This is a genomic window from Paenibacillus sp. UASWS1643 (assembly GCF_008693195.1).
GTDB classification, from domain to species: Bacteria; Bacillota; Bacilli; order Paenibacillales; family Paenibacillaceae; genus Paenibacillus; species Paenibacillus amylolyticus_B.
The window spans coordinates 70,518-86,741 of sequence record NZ_VXKZ01000108.1 but is presented as its reverse complement, the minus strand read 5'-3'; the positions used below and the strand labels follow the sequence as shown (position 1 = coordinate 86,741).

The 16,224-nt window shown below is 47.1% G+C and carries 16 protein-coding genes; 6 read left to right on the top strand and 10 right to left on the bottom strand.

Annotated elements, in window-relative coordinates; translation table 11 throughout:
- Positions 1 to 263 precede the first annotated feature (263 nt).
- The 6 genes from proB to FE296_RS14885 all read left to right on the top strand — a co-directional run bounded on the left by proB (position 264) and on the right by FE296_RS14885 (position 6,346).
- Positions 264 to 1,367: a glutamate 5-kinase gene (gene proB / locus FE296_RS14910; protein ID WP_150365438.1), complete on the top strand. Its 1,104-nt coding sequence runs from the start codon at positions 264 to 266 to the stop codon at positions 1,365 to 1,367.
- Between the two features lie 277 nt (positions 1,368 to 1,644).
- On the top strand, positions 1,645 to 2,892 hold the full coding sequence (locus FE296_RS14905) for a glutamate-5-semialdehyde dehydrogenase (protein ID WP_124116241.1): 1,248 nt from the start codon (positions 1,645 to 1,647) through the stop codon (positions 2,890 to 2,892).
- A 42-nt stretch (positions 2,893 to 2,934) separates the two neighbouring features.
- On the top strand, positions 2,935 to 3,795 hold the full coding sequence (gene proC / locus FE296_RS14900) for a pyrroline-5-carboxylate reductase (RefSeq protein WP_036671976.1): 861 nt from the start codon (positions 2,935 to 2,937) through the stop codon (positions 3,793 to 3,795).
- Positions 3,792 to 5,015, top strand: coding sequence for a 2,3-diketo-5-methylthiopentyl-1-phosphate enolase (locus FE296_RS14895; RefSeq protein WP_190945235.1), 1,224 nt, complete (start codon positions 3,792 to 3,794; stop codon positions 5,013 to 5,015). Before proC ends, FE296_RS14895 begins: the two co-directional genes overlap by 4 nt.
- A complete protein-coding gene (locus tag FE296_RS14890) occupies positions 5,012 to 5,689 on the top strand; it encodes a 2-hydroxy-3-keto-5-methylthiopentenyl-1-phosphate phosphatase (protein ID WP_150365437.1) in 678 nt (225 codons plus the stop codon). The genes FE296_RS14895 and FE296_RS14890 overlap by 4 nt, the downstream gene beginning before the upstream one ends.
- Positions 5,690 to 5,692: 3 nt before the next feature.
- Entirely contained in the window at positions 5,693 to 6,346 is a 654-nt protein-coding gene (locus tag FE296_RS14885) for a methylthioribulose 1-phosphate dehydratase (protein WP_124116239.1), read from the top strand.
- Between the two features lie 163 nt (positions 6,347 to 6,509).
- Here FE296_RS14885 and FE296_RS14880 read toward each other — a convergent pair whose 3' ends face one another.
- From FE296_RS14880 to FE296_RS14835, 10 genes are all read right to left on the bottom strand, one after another.
- Positions 6,510 to 7,805, bottom strand: coding sequence for a multi-tm2 domain protein (locus FE296_RS14880; RefSeq protein ID WP_150365435.1), 1,296 nt, complete (start codon positions 7,803 to 7,805; stop codon positions 6,510 to 6,512).
- A 28-nt stretch (positions 7,806 to 7,833) separates the two neighbouring features.
- Positions 7,834 to 8,286, bottom strand: a complete 453-nt coding sequence (locus tag FE296_RS14875) for a hypothetical protein (RefSeq protein ID WP_150365434.1) — start codon at positions 8,284 to 8,286, stop codon at positions 7,834 to 7,836.
- Complete coding sequence (locus FE296_RS14870; RefSeq protein ID WP_152416945.1) at positions 8,279 to 8,779, bottom strand: RNA polymerase sigma factor; 501 nt, start codon at positions 8,777 to 8,779, stop codon at positions 8,279 to 8,281. The genes FE296_RS14875 and FE296_RS14870 overlap by 8 nt, the downstream gene beginning before the upstream one ends.
- 247 nt (positions 8,780 to 9,026) lie before the next feature.
- A complete protein-coding gene (locus tag FE296_RS14865; RefSeq protein ID WP_124116235.1) occupies positions 9,027 to 9,731 on the bottom strand; it encodes a DnaD domain-containing protein in 705 nt (234 codons plus the stop codon).
- A 20-nt stretch (positions 9,732 to 9,751) separates the two neighbouring features.
- The gene (gene asnS, locus FE296_RS14860; protein ID WP_017687752.1) at positions 9,752 to 11,047 is read right to left on the bottom strand and encodes an asparagine--tRNA ligase; all 1,296 of its coding nucleotides are present in this window, start codon (positions 11,045 to 11,047) and stop codon (positions 9,752 to 9,754) included.
- A gap of 101 nt (positions 11,048 to 11,148) precedes the next feature.
- The gene (locus FE296_RS14855) at positions 11,149 to 12,354 is read right to left on the bottom strand and encodes an acetate/propionate family kinase (protein WP_124116234.1); all 1,206 of its coding nucleotides are present in this window, start codon (positions 12,352 to 12,354) and stop codon (positions 11,149 to 11,151) included.
- Positions 12,351 to 13,223 carry a 3-hydroxyacyl-CoA dehydrogenase family protein gene (locus tag FE296_RS14850; protein WP_017687750.1) on the bottom strand — a complete coding sequence of 291 codons (873 nt, stop codon included), beginning with the start codon at positions 13,221 to 13,223 and terminating at the stop codon, positions 12,351 to 12,353. Before FE296_RS14850 ends, FE296_RS14855 begins: the two co-directional genes overlap by 4 nt.
- Before the next feature lie 133 nt (positions 13,224 to 13,356).
- Positions 13,357 to 14,859, bottom strand: a complete 1,503-nt coding sequence (locus FE296_RS14845; RefSeq protein ID WP_124116233.1) for an AAA family ATPase — start codon at positions 14,857 to 14,859, stop codon at positions 13,357 to 13,359.
- Positions 14,852 to 15,379, bottom strand: coding sequence for a hypothetical protein (locus FE296_RS14840; RefSeq protein ID WP_150365431.1), 528 nt, complete (start codon positions 15,377 to 15,379; stop codon positions 14,852 to 14,854). Before FE296_RS14840 ends, FE296_RS14845 begins: the two co-directional genes overlap by 8 nt.
- Positions 15,380 to 15,679: 300 nt before the next feature.
- Complete coding sequence (locus FE296_RS14835; RefSeq protein WP_036607612.1) at positions 15,680 to 16,210, bottom strand: cell wall elongation regulator TseB-like domain-containing protein; 531 nt, start codon at positions 16,208 to 16,210, stop codon at positions 15,680 to 15,682.
- Positions 16,211 to 16,224: the final 14 nt, after the last annotated feature.

Here is a 16,224-nt window from a genome sequence, read left to right as displayed (position 1 = left end):
AGTCGCGCCCAGAGAGTAAATTCCACCCTGCTGAAAGAATTTACCGCGGCTCTTCTCTGAAACCTACCCCTGAGCGGCCTGTTACGTGCAGGACAGTGCCTTCTGTTACAGGGCATGAAGCCGGATGATCTAATCATCAATAAAGGTGGTACCGCGGAAGTAACGAACTTTCGTCCTTTTTAACTAAAGGGCGGGAGTTTTTTTTGTACCCGCTAAAGCCTGCTCCAGAAACACTTATTAATCATGTTTAAGGAAGTGAAACCATGACTTCACGTATTGTAGTTAAGATTGGAAGCAGCTCGCTTACAACGGAAGAAGGCGGTCTGGATCGCAGTTCGATCACTTTTTTTGCCGGAGAAATTGCAGCATTGGCTGATCAGGGCCATGAAGTACTTCTGGTCACCTCAGGAGCGGTAGCGGCCGGATTCCGGGAGATCGGTTACCCTCAGCGGCCCAAACAGTTGCATGAGAAACAAGCTGCAGCGGCCGTTGGGCAGGCATTACTGATGCAGGCATATCAACAGGCTTTTGCAGCGCACCGCGTTACTACAGCGCAAATTCTGTTAACCCGCACAGACTTTCACAGTCGTAAACGCATGGGTAATGCAGGCATGACTGTGGAGGAACTGCTCAAACAGCGAGTGATTCCGATTTTTAATGAGAATGATACGGTGTCGGTGGACGAATTGAAGTTTGGTGATAACGATCTGTTGTCCGCGTTGGTTGCAAACCTGGTGAAGGCACAGCATCTGATCATTCTTACCGATACCAACGGCCTGTACACCGCAGATCCGCGTAAAGATCCTTCTGCCGTGCGTTACGACCGTATCCCCGAAATCACGGCTGAGATCTATGCTTTTGCCGGTGGTTCAGGATCATCGGTTGGTACAGGTGGCATGCGATCCAAAGTTGATGCAGCCAAGGTTGCTACACGTGGAGGCGTACCTGTATTCGTGGGAAGTGTGAAAGAACCCGGAGATATGCAGAAGGCGGTTGATGGCACGGGCAAAGGAACTTACTTTGAGACACGCCTCGCTTCGTTATCCCGTAAAAAGCAGTGGCTGGGCTTCATGTCCACTCCACTCGGTACAGTCGTTGTAGATGCCGGTGCTGAAGAGGCACTTGTCCATGGGGGGCACAGTCTTCTGCCTGTAGGCGTCAAGCGGGTACTGGGAACGTTCCATGCAGGAGATGTCGTAGAGGTCATTGGATTGGATGAAACCTTGCTTGGTCGCGGTATTGTCAATTATGATGATGACCAGCTTCGACTCATTGTCGGACTTCCCAGTGGCGAAGTGATGAAACAACTCGCTAGCATCCACAGGCTTGAGGTTATTCATAGAGACGAATGGATTACGTTAAAATAAAACATGAACCAATATTAAGTTAAACTAATCATTTATACGTAACGGAGAGGACAGAAAATACCTGAAAAAGCGGAGCGTTCGCCTAAAAGCTTTCTGAAAGAAAGCTACATCGGAAGCATACGCTTATCCCCGGATTTTCCCTTTAGAAAAGGGAATCAAAAAATCTGGGGATAACAGCGATTGGAAGGTTATTCTGTCATCGTAGTGACTGTGTGAATAATCTTTAGTCCAACATGTGGTTAAAATTTTAATTTTTTATATATGAGGAGGAATTAAGATGAGTGAAGTCAGAGAAAAAGCCATCAAAGCCCAAGCCACGGTTCCACAGCTGAACCGATTGAATACAGAACAGAAAAATACGGCCCTGCGTGTCATGGCAGATGCATTGATTACAGAGACGGATTCCATCATTACGGCAAACGCTGAAGATCTGGATCGCGGCAGAGAACAAGGTACGCCGGAATCCATGCTGGATCGGCTCGCACTTAATAAGGAGCGCATTGCTGGCATTGCTGAAGGATTACGTCAGATTGCAGATCTGCCTGATCCAGTCGGTGAAGTATTGGAGACATTCACCCGTCCTAACGGATTGCATGTTGAAAAATTAAGAGTGCCGATTGGCCTGATCGGCATCATCTACGAAGCTCGTCCTAATGTAACTGTAGACGCAGCTGGATTATGTCTCAAAACAGGTAATGCAGTGCTTCTGCGCGGTGGCTCCTCTGCCCTGTCCTCCAATCGTAAAATTGTCGAGGTGCTGCATCAGGCACTTACAACGACAGACATGCCTGCTGATGCTTTACAATTGGTTGAAGATGCAGATCGTGCTTCCGTAGATGAGATGCTCAAGTTAAACGGACTGCTGGATGTTATCATTCCACGCGGAGGGGCTTCCCTCATTCGTAATGTGGTTGCCAATGCAACCGTACCTGTTATCGAAACTGGGGCAGGCATCTGCCATACCTATGTGGATGAATCAGCTGATCCAGTTATGGCAGCCGAAATTGCCATCAATGCCAAGGCACAACGGCCATCCGTATGTAACTCCATGGAAACGTTGCTGCTGCACGCCGCATATGCAGAAGAGCATCTGCCTGCTCTTGCCGAGCAATTCCGTGAGGCCAATGTAATCTTGAAAGGTTGCGATACCGTGCGCCGACTTGTTCCTTCTGCCCTTGAGGCAACCGAGGAAGACTATGCGACCGAGTACAACGACTACATTTTAAATATCCGGGTGGTCGAGAACCTGGACGAAGCGATGCAGCACATCGCACATTACGGAACCAAACATTCCGAGTGTATCGTAACCCGTGATACAGACCATGCAGAGCGCTTTATGCATGATGTGGATGCAGCAGCCGTCTATCACAATGCGTCCACGCGTTTCACCGACGGATTTGAATTTGGCTATGGAGCCGAAATCGGAATCAGTACCCAGAAACTGCATGCACGAGGACCAATGGGACTACCAGCACTGACGTCAACCAAATATCGGATTACAGGCAATGGACAGATTCGTCAATAACATCCCAGCACCAGCACCAGTTATATAGGAGGAACGATAAATATGAGTCAAGAGCAACAGACGTTATTACAACAGAAGATTACTTTCCACGGAGCAGGCGCGATGGCTGAAGCCATCGTGCGCGGACTGATCTCCCGCCTAGTCGTTCGTCCTCAGGATATTACGATGCTGAACCGCAGCAACCAGAAACGTCAGGAGGAGCTCAGCACCCGTTATGCTGTACATACCGGAACTGCCTCACAATCTCTGGATCACCTTGCCTCCACTCCGGTCATTGTACTCTGTATGAAACCCAAAGATGCTGCCGCAGCGCTGCGCGAGCTTGGTCCGTTGTTATCACCTGATCAACTGATCGTGTCTGTCATCGCCGGATTATCAATCCGCACGATGCAGTCCTTGCTTGGTCGTAAACAGCCAATCGCCAGAACCATGCCGAACACATCCAGTACCATTGGACTTGGTGCAACCGGGCTTGCCTTCTCTGCGGAGATTACGGATGAACAGCGCAGTACGGTAATGACCATGTTTGAAGCGGTTGGTATCGTGACCATCGTGCCTGAAGATAAACTCGAAGTGCTCACAGGGATTTCCGGAAGCGGCCCTGCTTATGTATACTATTTAATGGAGGCCATGATTGCCGCAGGTATTCGTGGTGGCTTATCCAGCCAGCAATCTCGTGATCTCACTGTTCAGACGGTGCTTGGCGCGTCACGTATGGTACAACAAACCGGTTTGGAACCGATGAAGCTTCGTAGTGATGTGACATCCCCAGGAGGGGCAACGCAAGCAGCACTGAAAACGCTGGACGAAGGAGATTTCTTTGAAAATGTAATCGCAGCCGTCAACCGCTGTGCAGAGCGCTCACGGGAGATGGGAGCTGCCTTGGAAGGGGATTTAAAATGAATAACATGTGCACAGCCACATATCGTCTGCACGATGATCATGCAGACTTTCGCAAGAAGGCTCAGTCCATCGCGATTGGCATGACCGTGGGTAGTTGGACGGAGTTGCCACAAGCCCAGCGCGAAGCGATGCAGAAGCATCTCGGTGAAGTAATCAGCGTAGAAGTCCATGAAGCTGATGGCATGGCTGCGGGTGAGCGTTACGCCGATATTACCATCGGATATCCCGATGTTAACTTCAGCCGTGATATCCCTGCCCTGCTTGTGACGGTCTTTGGCAAAATCTCAATGGATGGCCGGATCAAATTAACAAAGCTTGGTTTCTCGAATGGCTTCCTCAGTGCATTCCCGGGACCCAAGTTTGGACTGAATGGCGTTCGTGATCTGCTTGGTGTACATGACCGTCCACTATTAATGAGTATCTTCAAATCAGTTATTGGGCTGGATGCAGATGAACTGCGTGAACAATTTATTCGTCAGGCCCTTGGGGGCGTTGATCTGATCAAAGACGATGAGATCCTGTTCGAGAATAAATTGACACCTATCGAAAAAAGAGTCGAGGTCTGCATGAAAGCTGCCGAACAGGCACGCCAGGAGACTGGCAAGAAACTTCTATATGCAACTAATCTCACTGGGCCTACATCTCGTCTGAAAGAGCAAGCTGAACGTGCCATAGGTGCAGGAGCAAATGCCCTGCTATTCAACGTATTGTCTTACGGATATGATGTGCTGCATGAACTCAGCAGTGATCCTGACATCAATGTGCCAATTATGGCTCATCCTGCTCTTGCAGGCGCACTATATCCTTCACCACATTACGGCATTTCAGCTTCGGTTGTACTTGGCCAGTTGATGCGTCTTGCCGGTGCCGATCTGGTGCTCTTCCCTTCCCCTTATGGATCCGTAACGATGCCTAAGGAAGAAAATATGGCCATCACGGAGCAATTACTGACAGCTGATCTGCCAGTACGAACCAGTATGCCAGTGCCTTCAGCCGGCATCCATCCAGGCCTTGTACCGCTTATTTTGCGCGACTTTGGTACAGATGTCATCGTTAATGCTGGTGGCGGTATTCATGGACATCCTATGGGCACTGAGGCAGGCGGACGTGCATTCCTGCAAGCGATTGAGGCAGCTCAGCGTTCCATTCCACTCGCGCAATATGCAACCGAGCATCCGGAGCTAAAAAGCGCATTGGACCTGTGGGGTGGCGAACGATGAGAAGTGATAAGAAAACAGTCATTTTCTGTGACTTTGACGGTACGATCACCCTCTCGGACAACATCGTAGCGATCATGAAACATTTCAAGCCTGAGGGCATTGAAGCGATCATGAAAGATACGATCGAGCAGAACATCTCGTTGCGTGAAGGTGTTGGAGCCATGTTTGCTCTTCTGCCTGCATCGCAGAAAGATGAAATTGTGGAGTTTGTGCTTGGACAAGCGGGGATCCGTGAAGGTTTCAGCGAGTTTCTTGACTACGTTCGCAGCGAAGGGATCGAATTCAATGTGACCAGTGGCGGTATGGACTTTTTTATCGAACCGTTACTCGCACCATTTCATATCCCGCAGGATCATGTCTATTGCAACGGAGCTGACTTCTCGGGTGAAACCATTAAGATTGAATGGCCGAATCCCTGCCAGCCTCCTTGTGAGAACGGCTGCGGCATGTGTAAAACAACCGTGATTCGTACCTTTCCGGAAGATCAATATAATCGAATTCTTATTGGAGACAGTCTGACAGATTTTGAGGGTTCAAAGATTGCCGATCTCGTCTACTCTCGCTCCATTTTAACGGACAAATGTATTGAGCTGGGTGTAGACCATGTGCCATTCACTACCTTTTACGATATCATCGAAGATATGAAACAGAAGCAAACACAAGGAGTGCTGTAAACGATGGGCTTTGAAAAGATTACATTGGAACACAAACGTCAGGTCCTTGAAGAACTGGCTGATATTAAAGCGTTGTTCGCCAGTCGTAACTGGTTCCCTGGAACAAGCGGCAATCTGTCGATGCGTGTAGGAGACTTTGACCCGGAGCAATTTTATTTTGCGGTTACCGCCTCAGGCAAAGACAAATCCCTTCGCACACCGGAAGACTTCCTTTTTGTGGACAAGCACGGCAAAGCAATTGAGACAACAACGTTGAAACCAAGTGCCGAAACGTTGATTCACTGTGAAATCTATCGTTTGACCGGCTGCGGTGCTGTATTTCACGTGCACACCGTGTTCAACAACCTAATCAGTGAATTCTTTGGAGCAGATGGACACGTACCGATTCAAGGAATCGAATTGATCAAGGCTTTCAACATTTGGGAAGAAAATGCGGAGATTCGTGTACCCGTCCTGCCTAACTTTGCAGATATTCCATCTATCGCTGAATTGGTGCCAGGTGTACTTGATACCAACGTACCAGGGATCTTGCTTCGGAACCACGGTATTTATGCCTGGGGTAAAGATGCTTTTGAAGCGAAACGTCATCTGGAAGCGTTCGAGTTCCTGTTCGAAGTGATGTACCGTCAACTTCTGCTGAAGGGCGCTACGAAATAGCAATCATTTATTCAAAATCAAAGCTGCAAAACCAAAAACACGCCAGAGGCTGGTATACATAGCCCTTGGCGTGTTTTTATGTTGTGGGATAACGGCGATTGGAAGGTTGCTCTGTCATCGTAGTGTCAGTGTAAATATTCTTTAATTCAACTTGGATCGTAAATTACAGTCGATCATCCCGATCCTTGAATAAAAAGAGACTGTCTGCTCCCTCATCATTTCGATGAGCAGCACTATGGATCCCCGTCCCCCGTTGCTTGCCAAACAGCAGTTTCAAACCGCCAAAAATGAGCAGCAAGGATACGATGACGGTGTTCAAATAGGAACGGATCTCATACGTCATAAATGCATTAGGGAAGAGTTCATTCAGCTGTGGAATGACAAGACGGATCGTCAGGTAATATAGACCCAGCGCGGCAATCCCGAATCCAATCAAGCGCTGATGGCGGGCCCAATCCTTAAAGATCGGCTGATCGATCAATGGCTCGCGTCCATAGCGACTGGAGCACTGTAGCCCGTCAAAGAAGCTGTAGAACCAGATCAACGGTATCATGAACAGGAACACTGATAAGTGAAGCAGGTCCAGAACATAGATGCTGCCCAGGAACAGGAACATCAGTTGCATGCCTCTTTTTTGCAAACCCAGATATAGATGACCCGCACCTGGAAAAGCAGATAAAAGGGTTGCAAGCACTTTACTGCGTCGTCCGGCTACTCTGCCCATCTCCAATTCCTCGAATAACGTCCGATCCTGCAGTACCTCTCCAGCCTGCTTACGGTGGACATGCTGCACGGCATCAAACATGCAGTATACCCAAATTACTGGCAGAATGAGTAAGAACATCAGAAATACCGATTCATTGGTGATCGAAGCCACGAAAACCATCATGGCAAATGAACCAAAGAACGCCATCAGGAAGGACAACCCGCGATGCAACAATCCCAGATGAAGGTGACCCAATCCCGGAACAAATGAGAGCAAAATGGTGAAGAACCGTTCACCCTCACTGCCTTTTCGGTACATGGGTTGACCATATCCACCCTCATGGTGACCATATTCATTACCTTGATGTAGCTCATCTTCATTCATCTGCTCCATAGGTCCTTGCTGACCCATGTATGCTCCCTGGTAGGCTGTTCCTTGGTGTGGAGGAGCTCCATAAGGCGCACCGTATCCCCTATAATGAGCATCTCGGGCAGAAGGTGCACGGAGCAGAACAATAATCATGTCCAGCATGCTGATCCCCCAGAAGAAAGCTGCAAAAAGTGCTCCAATAATCATTAAATCTTGTTCATTAGTGACCATTGCTAACATGAATGAGCCAACAGCTGTTCCGAAGAAAAGCAATGGATAAATCACGGCTCTTGCGGCCCGTCCCCAATACATGAAACCGAGACCTGGTATCAGATTTAATAGAAATGCGAGTAATTTGTTACGATCTGAGTGCACAGTCGTCATCCTTTCTTTTCAGGCAATGCAAAACTATTTATGGTTTAGGCTTGAAGTTATCCAGCCATGAAGTGGCTGCCTCCGTCCATTTCTCGGTAAAAGACCCTCTGTGGTCGCCATCCTGGAACTTGTGGTATGGTGCTACCTTGTCAAAAAGTCCAGACGAGAGGAAGATCAATGTCAAACAGGCTGCTACCGCGTAATGGAACACTTTATGATCAAGCCAGCGCCGGTTTCGTCCAGCACGGGATTTGCGTTGTACATTGGGTGATTGAATGCCCTCAATCCGATGCATGACTGAATCCGCAAACCCTGTTGGGTCATGTAGCGGAGGCAGTTCTCTGTGGATACCAAGCGCTTCCAGATAGATATCCATCGCATCCGGATCTTCCATCAGAAGCTGTTCCATTTGGTTCGCTTGAGTTTCACTCATATGGCCTTCAATATAATCAGTCCATTGCGCAGCGGTATACTTCTCCTGTTTACTCACGCCATTCATCCTCCTTCCAATGTTTTCGAATCCACTGCCGTGCACGATACAAGCGGGATTCCACGGTCTTCACAGCCACCTGTGCATCACTGGCAATCTGCTCATAATTTTTTTCGCTTAGATAATACGCAGTGATAATGTCACGATGCTGAGCAGGCAACTGATTAATTCGTTCGCGAAGTTTATCCTGACGTTCTTCACGAACGAGACGGGTAAGAACGTCTTCATCCCGTCCGGGCATATTGATTATTTTTTCTTCTCCACCCAGATCCTCAGCAGTTCGTCTGCCCAGCTTGCGTTTGGCATCAATCGCTTTGTGAAAGGCAATTCGGGTTAACCACGTTTTGAAACCTTCAGAACGGTAGTCGGGGAGAGACTTATACATCTGTATGAACGCCTCCTGAGCTGCATCCTGTGCTTCCTGATCGTTCCTGAGTACGGAATAGGCCACATGGTATACATGCTGGCTATACTTATCAATCAGAGTACGCATCTGGGATGTATCTCCTTGACGGATTTGTTCGATTACGCGCGCTTCATCAATAACTCTCCCCTCCTCTCCAATACAATAGACGACAGCTTGTGTGTTAACCCCTGCGTGATCTATCAAATTTTTGTAAAACAAAGTGAAATCATTGCCTGAAAGGTTGATGTTACTGATCACTCATCCAATCTTTAATCCAAAAAAAACAGGCACAGAATGACTTCTGGCCTGTTTCTTGTCCCTGCCTACGCTGGAATTAACGTCCACCATTACGAAACCGCTGCGTGTACGCCTTCGCGTCTTGAACGGTCTTGACACGATTGCGACTCCACTCAAGCAGAATTCGATCGATATACCGGAAATGTACTTTGCCTGCAAAAACCGCTTCCTTCAGAGCCATTAGAATCAATTCCTCTTGATAACGGTCCTGATCCAACCAGCCGGATATCGTCTCGCACTCCATTGGAGAGAGCGGACGTCCAAATTCTTTTTCAAAGATGGAGAACATGTTCCGTTCTTCCTCTTCTTTTTGAACACTGTTCGAATCTTGACGTGCTGTATTTCTACTCTGCTGCTCCGCACGGAATGCGGCTACTTCTTCAGCAGTGCACGCTGCAAGCTTGGCATATAATCCATGTAAATCATATCGTTCGTACTGGATGTCCCGTTCTTCGTCACGGTGCTCGTCAATAGCAATATACCCATCCCTCATCAGACGTTGCAACATTCTGGCAATGCCTTCAGGTGCAAGTCCCATGCGCGCCGCAAGCTCTTCAAGCGTGGGAAACTCATTGAACTCTGCCTGACGGAACCCTAGCAGTTGAATCAGAAGAAGCACTTCTGCATCTGATAGGCCAAGCTGGTGATAAAAACGTAACAAGGCATACGGCAGATGGGCTGTACCCGAAGTCATGCCATAAGCTGCTCCATCCAACCAAGCTTTGGATGTGGTGTCTTCCATAGACGCTCCTCGGTTAAGCATTAAGGGTACAGACGATAGAGCATACGTGGGAATGCGATTGTTTCACGTACATGATCCAATCCACAGATCCATGCTACCGTCCGCTCCAATCCCAGACCGAAACCGGAGTGAGGAACCGATCCGTATTTACGCAAATCCAGATACCATTGGTAAGCTTCATCCGAGAGATTGTGCTCCTCAAAACGTTGTTGCATCAATTCCGGATCATCGATACGCTGCGAACCGCCAATAATCTCTCCGTAGCCTTCTGGTGCAATCATATCAGCACAGAGAACAACTTCTGGACGATTTGGATCTGGTTTCATGTAGAAAGCCTTGATTCCAGCAGGGTAATGCGTGATAAAGACAGGTGTATTGTACTTCTCAGCAATCGCTGTTTCGTGCGGTGCACCAAAGTCTTCTCCCCAAGGAATATCAAAGCCTTGTCCATGCAGGAATTCAATCGCTTCATCATACGTAATACGCGGGAATGGAGCTACGATTCCTTCGAGTTTGGATACGTCACGACCGATAGATTCCAGTTCTGCACGGCAGTTTTTAACCACGGATTGAACGACATGAGCGATAAATTTCTCTTGTACGCGCAGACTTTCCTCGTGATCTACAAATGCCATTTCCGGCTCAATCATCCAGAACTCAATCAAGTGGCGACGTGTCTTGGACTTCTCTGCGCGGAATGTTGGACCAAATGAATATACCTTACCCAGCGCCATGGCTGCGGCTTCCATATACAATTGACCACTTTGTGTCAGATAAGCATCTTCATCAAAGTATTTGATGTGGAACAGGTTCGTTGTTCCTTCCGCAGAGGATGGTGTCAAAATCGGAGGATCAACTTGTGTGAATCCGTTACCATCAAAGAACTGCTGAACAGCGCGAATAATCTCTGCACGAATCACCATAACCGCACGTTGCTTCGTGGAACGAAGCCACAGATGACGATGGTCCATCAAGAAATCAACACCATGCTCTTTAGGCGTGATTGGATAGTTTTCAGTCAGATGAATGATTTCGACCCCAGTAACAGTCATCTCGTAACCGGACGCACTGCGAGGTTCTTCACGAATAATCCCTGTAACATACAAAGAACTTTCTTGAGTCAGGCTCTTGGCATTGTTCCAGATCTCTTCGCTAACTTCACTTTTTACAACAACCCCTTGAATATATCCGGTTCCATCACGCAACTGCAAAAACTGAATTTTACCGCTGGAACGTTTGTTGTTAATCCAGGCACCGATTGTTACGGTTTCGCCCACATGCTCGTTCACATTACGAATTACACAATTCGTATTCATGCCCATATCTCCCCTTGGTTCCTGAATTTGAAAATGCAGCGGGCAGGCTTATGCCTGTCCTCTGCACTTCCTTGTCATTCTATATTTACTTTACAGTTAGATTACTGAGAATTCAATACGATTCGGTGTGTATCGCGTGCAATTACCAATTCTTCGTTTGTTGGCACAACGAGAACTTCCACTTTGGAATTCGCTGTTGTGATCCGGCGTGGTTCACCAGAACGAATGGCATTCAACGCTTCATCCAGTTCAACACCCAGATAAGTGAGCTGCTCACATACTTTTTGGCGAAGTACAACAGAGTTCTCACCTACACCAGCCGTAAAGACGATCACGTCTACACCGTTCATTGCAGCTGCATATGATCCGATGTATTTACGCAGACGGTATTCGTACATTTCAAAAGCAAGCGTGGAGTTGGCATCGCCATTCTCCATACCTTCCGTAATCTCACGCATGTCACTGCTGATTCCCGAGATCGCAAGCAATCCACTGTGTTTGTTCAACATGGAGTTCACTTCGCTTACGCTCAGTTCTTCCTTGTTCATTACATAAGGTACGATGGCTGGGTCAAGGTCACCCGAACGCGTTCCCATCATCAGTCCCTCTAGTGGAGTCATACCCATCGAAGTATCAACGGATACGCCACCTTTAACTGCTGTTACACTACCACCGTTACCGATGTGACAAGTGATGATTTTCAGATCTTCCACTGGACGATCCAGATATTCAGCAGCTGCCTTGCTTACGAAATCATGGGAAGTACCATGTGCGCCGTAGCGACGTACTTTATATTTTTTGTAAAGTACACGCGGAATAGCATACAGATATGCTTTTTCCGGCATCGTCTGATGGAACGCTGTATCGAAGACCATTACCTGAGGCACACCTGGCATATTTAATTCAGCTGCACGAATCCCCATCATTGCAGCAGGGTTATGAAGTGGAGCCAAGTCGAACAAACGACGAATTTCAGCTTTGGCAGCATCATCTACCAATGCAGATTCTTTAAATGCTTCACCACCGTGAACAACACGGTGTCCAACAGCTTGAATTTCACTTACAGAATCCAGTACACCATTTTCTTTATGAGTCAAAATATCAATGACTTTACGGATCGCTGTTGTATGCTCCAGAATCTCGCTAACTTCTGTAACATCCTCGCGGCCTGTCGGTTTGTGTGTCAGAATGGAGGAATCCATTCCGATCCGTTCCACCAAACCTTTAGCCAGTACAGATTCGTCAGTCATATTATACAGTTGATATTTGAGCGAGGAACTCCCCGCATTAATTACGAGTACTTTCACAGTCGGTCACCATCCTTGTCATACTTGAAGAATCCTTCGCCTGTTTTGGCACCCAGGTGTCCTGCACGCACCATTTTCTTCAGGACTGTAGAAGGACGATATTTCAACTCTCCGAATTCACGGAACATTCTTTCGAGTGCAGCTTCAACAGAATCCAATCCAAAACGGTCAGCCATTTCGAGTGGTCCATGCTGGAAGTTGTATCCGATACGCATTGCATCATCGATATCTTCAGCAGATGCAACACCTTCTTGCAATACATGCAACGCTTCGTTAATCAGCAGGCAGATCAAGCGGGAAGTTACGAATCCAGGTGATTCATAGATCATGACTCCTTTTTTGTCTGCTACTTCTTCAACAAAACGTCTGGTTTCTTCGAATGTTGTATCCGAAGTTTTCAGTCCACGAATAATCTCTACAAGATCAACCCGGGATACCGGGTGAATAAAGTGCATACCAATAACACGCTCTGGGTATTTGGTCGAGCTTGCAAGCTCGGTCAAACTCAGCGTGGATGTATTACTTGCCAGAATGACATTGCTTGGACAAACTTGGTCCAGTTGGCTGAATACTGCTTTTTTCGCATCCAGATCCTCTGAAATCGTCTCAATGACCATGTCGCAAGTTCCAAGTTCAGCTAAATGAGCTACCTTGGTAATACGGGAAAGAATCAATTTCTTCTCCGCTTTTGTAATCGCCCATTTCTCCAGTTGTTTATCCAGATTGGTTTCGATCATGTCATATGCATGATCCAGCTTTTGTGTTGTATGCTCCACGAGAAGCACATCAAGTCCTTTGGCTGCGAGCATCTGGGAAATACCTTGCCCCATCGTACCGCCGCCGACAACTCCTATTTTTTTGAAAAACATGGTTCTACTCCATCCTTTCGGTTCTCTATTTCTCTATTGTACCCTGTTCGCCGAAAATTACAAATTTCGACCCAACATATAATAATATCTTAGCACGAGTGAAATGTAAAAAAAAATAACCAGCATAAATAAATTATGCTGGTAGAAGGGCACTGTCACGAAATTGACAACGAAATTGCTCGCCAGACAAAACTTCCTCACGAATCAAGATGTCAAGTGAATTGTCGAAAATTGTCCGTTGTTCTTCAAGTAACCGCTTTGTCTGTTCCATCAGTTCTTGCAGAATTAATTTATTCTCTCGCATCAGTTCCTCGGTTGTGACCATATCCATGTTCACAATCCCAAGTGAAGTCAACCCCGAAGCCATCATCGTCTGTACAACATTGGTTGCCTGATCAAAGTCATTGCGTGACCCAGTGGAACGTCCACCGTAGTACATTTCCTCCGCAGCGGCTCCTCCGAGTGCAATCATGATCTGCTCTTCCAGGAAACGCTTCGTATAGAGGAACTGTTCCTGTTGCGGGTTGTGACGTACATATCCCAGCGCCTGACCACGCGGACTAAGTGCCACCTGACTAACACTGCCTGGACGAACGAGTTCAGCCATAATGGCATGTCCCAATTCATGAATGGCGACCCTTTTCTTCTCTTCCACACTGGACTCACGGTCTGTCTTCTCACCCATCATGACTTTATCAATGGCCAGGGACAAGTGCCGTTGTTCAATGTGTAACAGTCCGTCCCGCATGGCGTATATTGCTGCTTCGTTCATAACACTTTCAAGCTGCGCACCGGAAAACCCATATGATTCCTCGGCTGTCTTCTCCAGATTAACTTCCTCCATCAGAGGTTTGTTCACAGCATGCAGTTCAAGAATGTGCTTTCTGCCCTTTTTGTCGGGCAAGTCCACTTGAATGTGACGGTCAAAACGTCCCGGACGTGTCAGGGCACTATCCAACATTTCTTTGCGGTTCGTTGCAGCTATAACCAGAATTCGAGGTGTCTCAGAAGAATAAATTCCATCCATCTCCGTCAAGAGCTGATTCAGAGTCTGATCATACTCGCGCTGTTGACCACCTTCACGTTTACCCCCGATGACATCAATCTCATCGATAAATATAATGGCATTTTCCTTATTTTCCTTGGTAGCACGGGTTCTCGCATCCTTGAATAAATCCCGAATTCTGCTGGCACCCACACCAACATACATTTCCACGAACTCACTACCCGATGCTGCTACAAAAACAGAATCTGTGTAATGGGCAGCAGCCTTGGCCATCAACGTTTTCCCTGTCCCTGGAGGGCCCGTCAGCAAGATCCCTTTTAACGGACGAATTCCGAACTTCCGAATTTCTTCATGTTTGATGAGAAAGTCAAGTGCTTCACGCAATTCCTGCTTGGCACTGTCCTGACCTCCAATTTCTTCAAAAGTAAGCTTCGAAGGTCCTTTCTTCTTCCGTTTACGTTCCTGTGCAGCGCCTACTGTAATCCCGCCGCGCATTTGCATCATGAACAGCAGACCACCGACAACCGCCGCTGCAATAAGAATCGGAACAATATTAACACCAGTAAACGCAAGGAAAATAATCAACACAGGAAAAAATCCGATGGCAACTTCTTTTGTCCATTTAGGCATTAGGCCACACTCCTATCTGACCGGGCACACGCGGCAGAATTATAAACTTGCTGGCATCTCCGTCACTGAGACTGACATATACATTGTTGTCATCCATAGCTGTATTCACTTTAATCCCGTTCGTCGCCATCTTCGACAACGTTGGTGTAATCTCGGTGTACTGCTTGTTCTCCATCGCCTGGGCTACGGTAAACATGGCATCACCCCACCAGTTCTCAAGCGCCTCGTTGGAATGATCCACAACATCCAGCTTTAACGAGCGTGAACCAATCACCGTCTGTCCTTCTTTGTGAATATATTGTACCAGTCTGCCCAAATCAACATCCGGTTGCAGATCCAGTTTCAATTGTACGTCATTGCGGTTAATAGTTAATTGAACGTCATTGACTCCATCGTACCGTGTAACCATCTTTTCAATCGGATTCTGCACGGCCACCTGACGATATACAAACCAACCTCCAAACAACACAACGGCTGAAATGACGGCAGTTAAAGCAATAGGCAATACTTTTAGCTTCAAGTGAATTACCCCTCCCAGATTTTGGCCTAACCTACTGGCTTATTGGTATATACGAATATGTGCACATTGACTCCTGCGAGAATTTCGACAGGATTATTTGTTTTGAATGTAACTGTGAGTACATATCTGAGTATATCACATCGTATATACATTTTCGAAGGCGAAAATATGAATAAATTATTAATTTTAACTATTTAAATCAAAAATGTTTACAGACAACACAAAGAACCGGTTCAGTCGGATATCCGTCTGCCGGTTCTTTCATTTCTCTAATTCTCTAGTTATGTCACTCTATTTGTACTAGCTGTTCGGGAGTGTGTAGACCAGGTCCACCTGTTCTCCATTGCTAAAACGATAAAAGCGATAGTGGTTATGCGTACCGTCTTTATAATACACTTGCCACACATATATTCCATTCACAACTCCGGGCATGATTCGTTTAATCTCGCCGGCAGGAACTTCAGAACTGAAGCGATTGCGGATCTGCGCTTCGGACATGCCATTCTGCAGCAGCTCACTGTGTACAGCGTTTGCACCCTTAGCCGGTTGATTGTTTGCATCGAATTTAACCCAGACCATAACATCCTGGTTATCCTTATTTTTGCCGATCAGGGTCCAGTAGATGTTGTCAGAGCCTTCTTTGTCTCCCCAGATGTACTTGCGCAATTCATCATAGGATGTAATGCCCAGTTGCTTCTGTGCTGCCTGTATAGCGAGAGCTTCTTCCTTGCGCTGGTCCTGCGTGACATAGACGTAATAACGCTGAAGTCCAAACAGAATCAGAACCAGTGCAAGCAGCGAAATCCATATCCACTTCTTTTTTTTCTTCAAAAGCCGAACTTCCT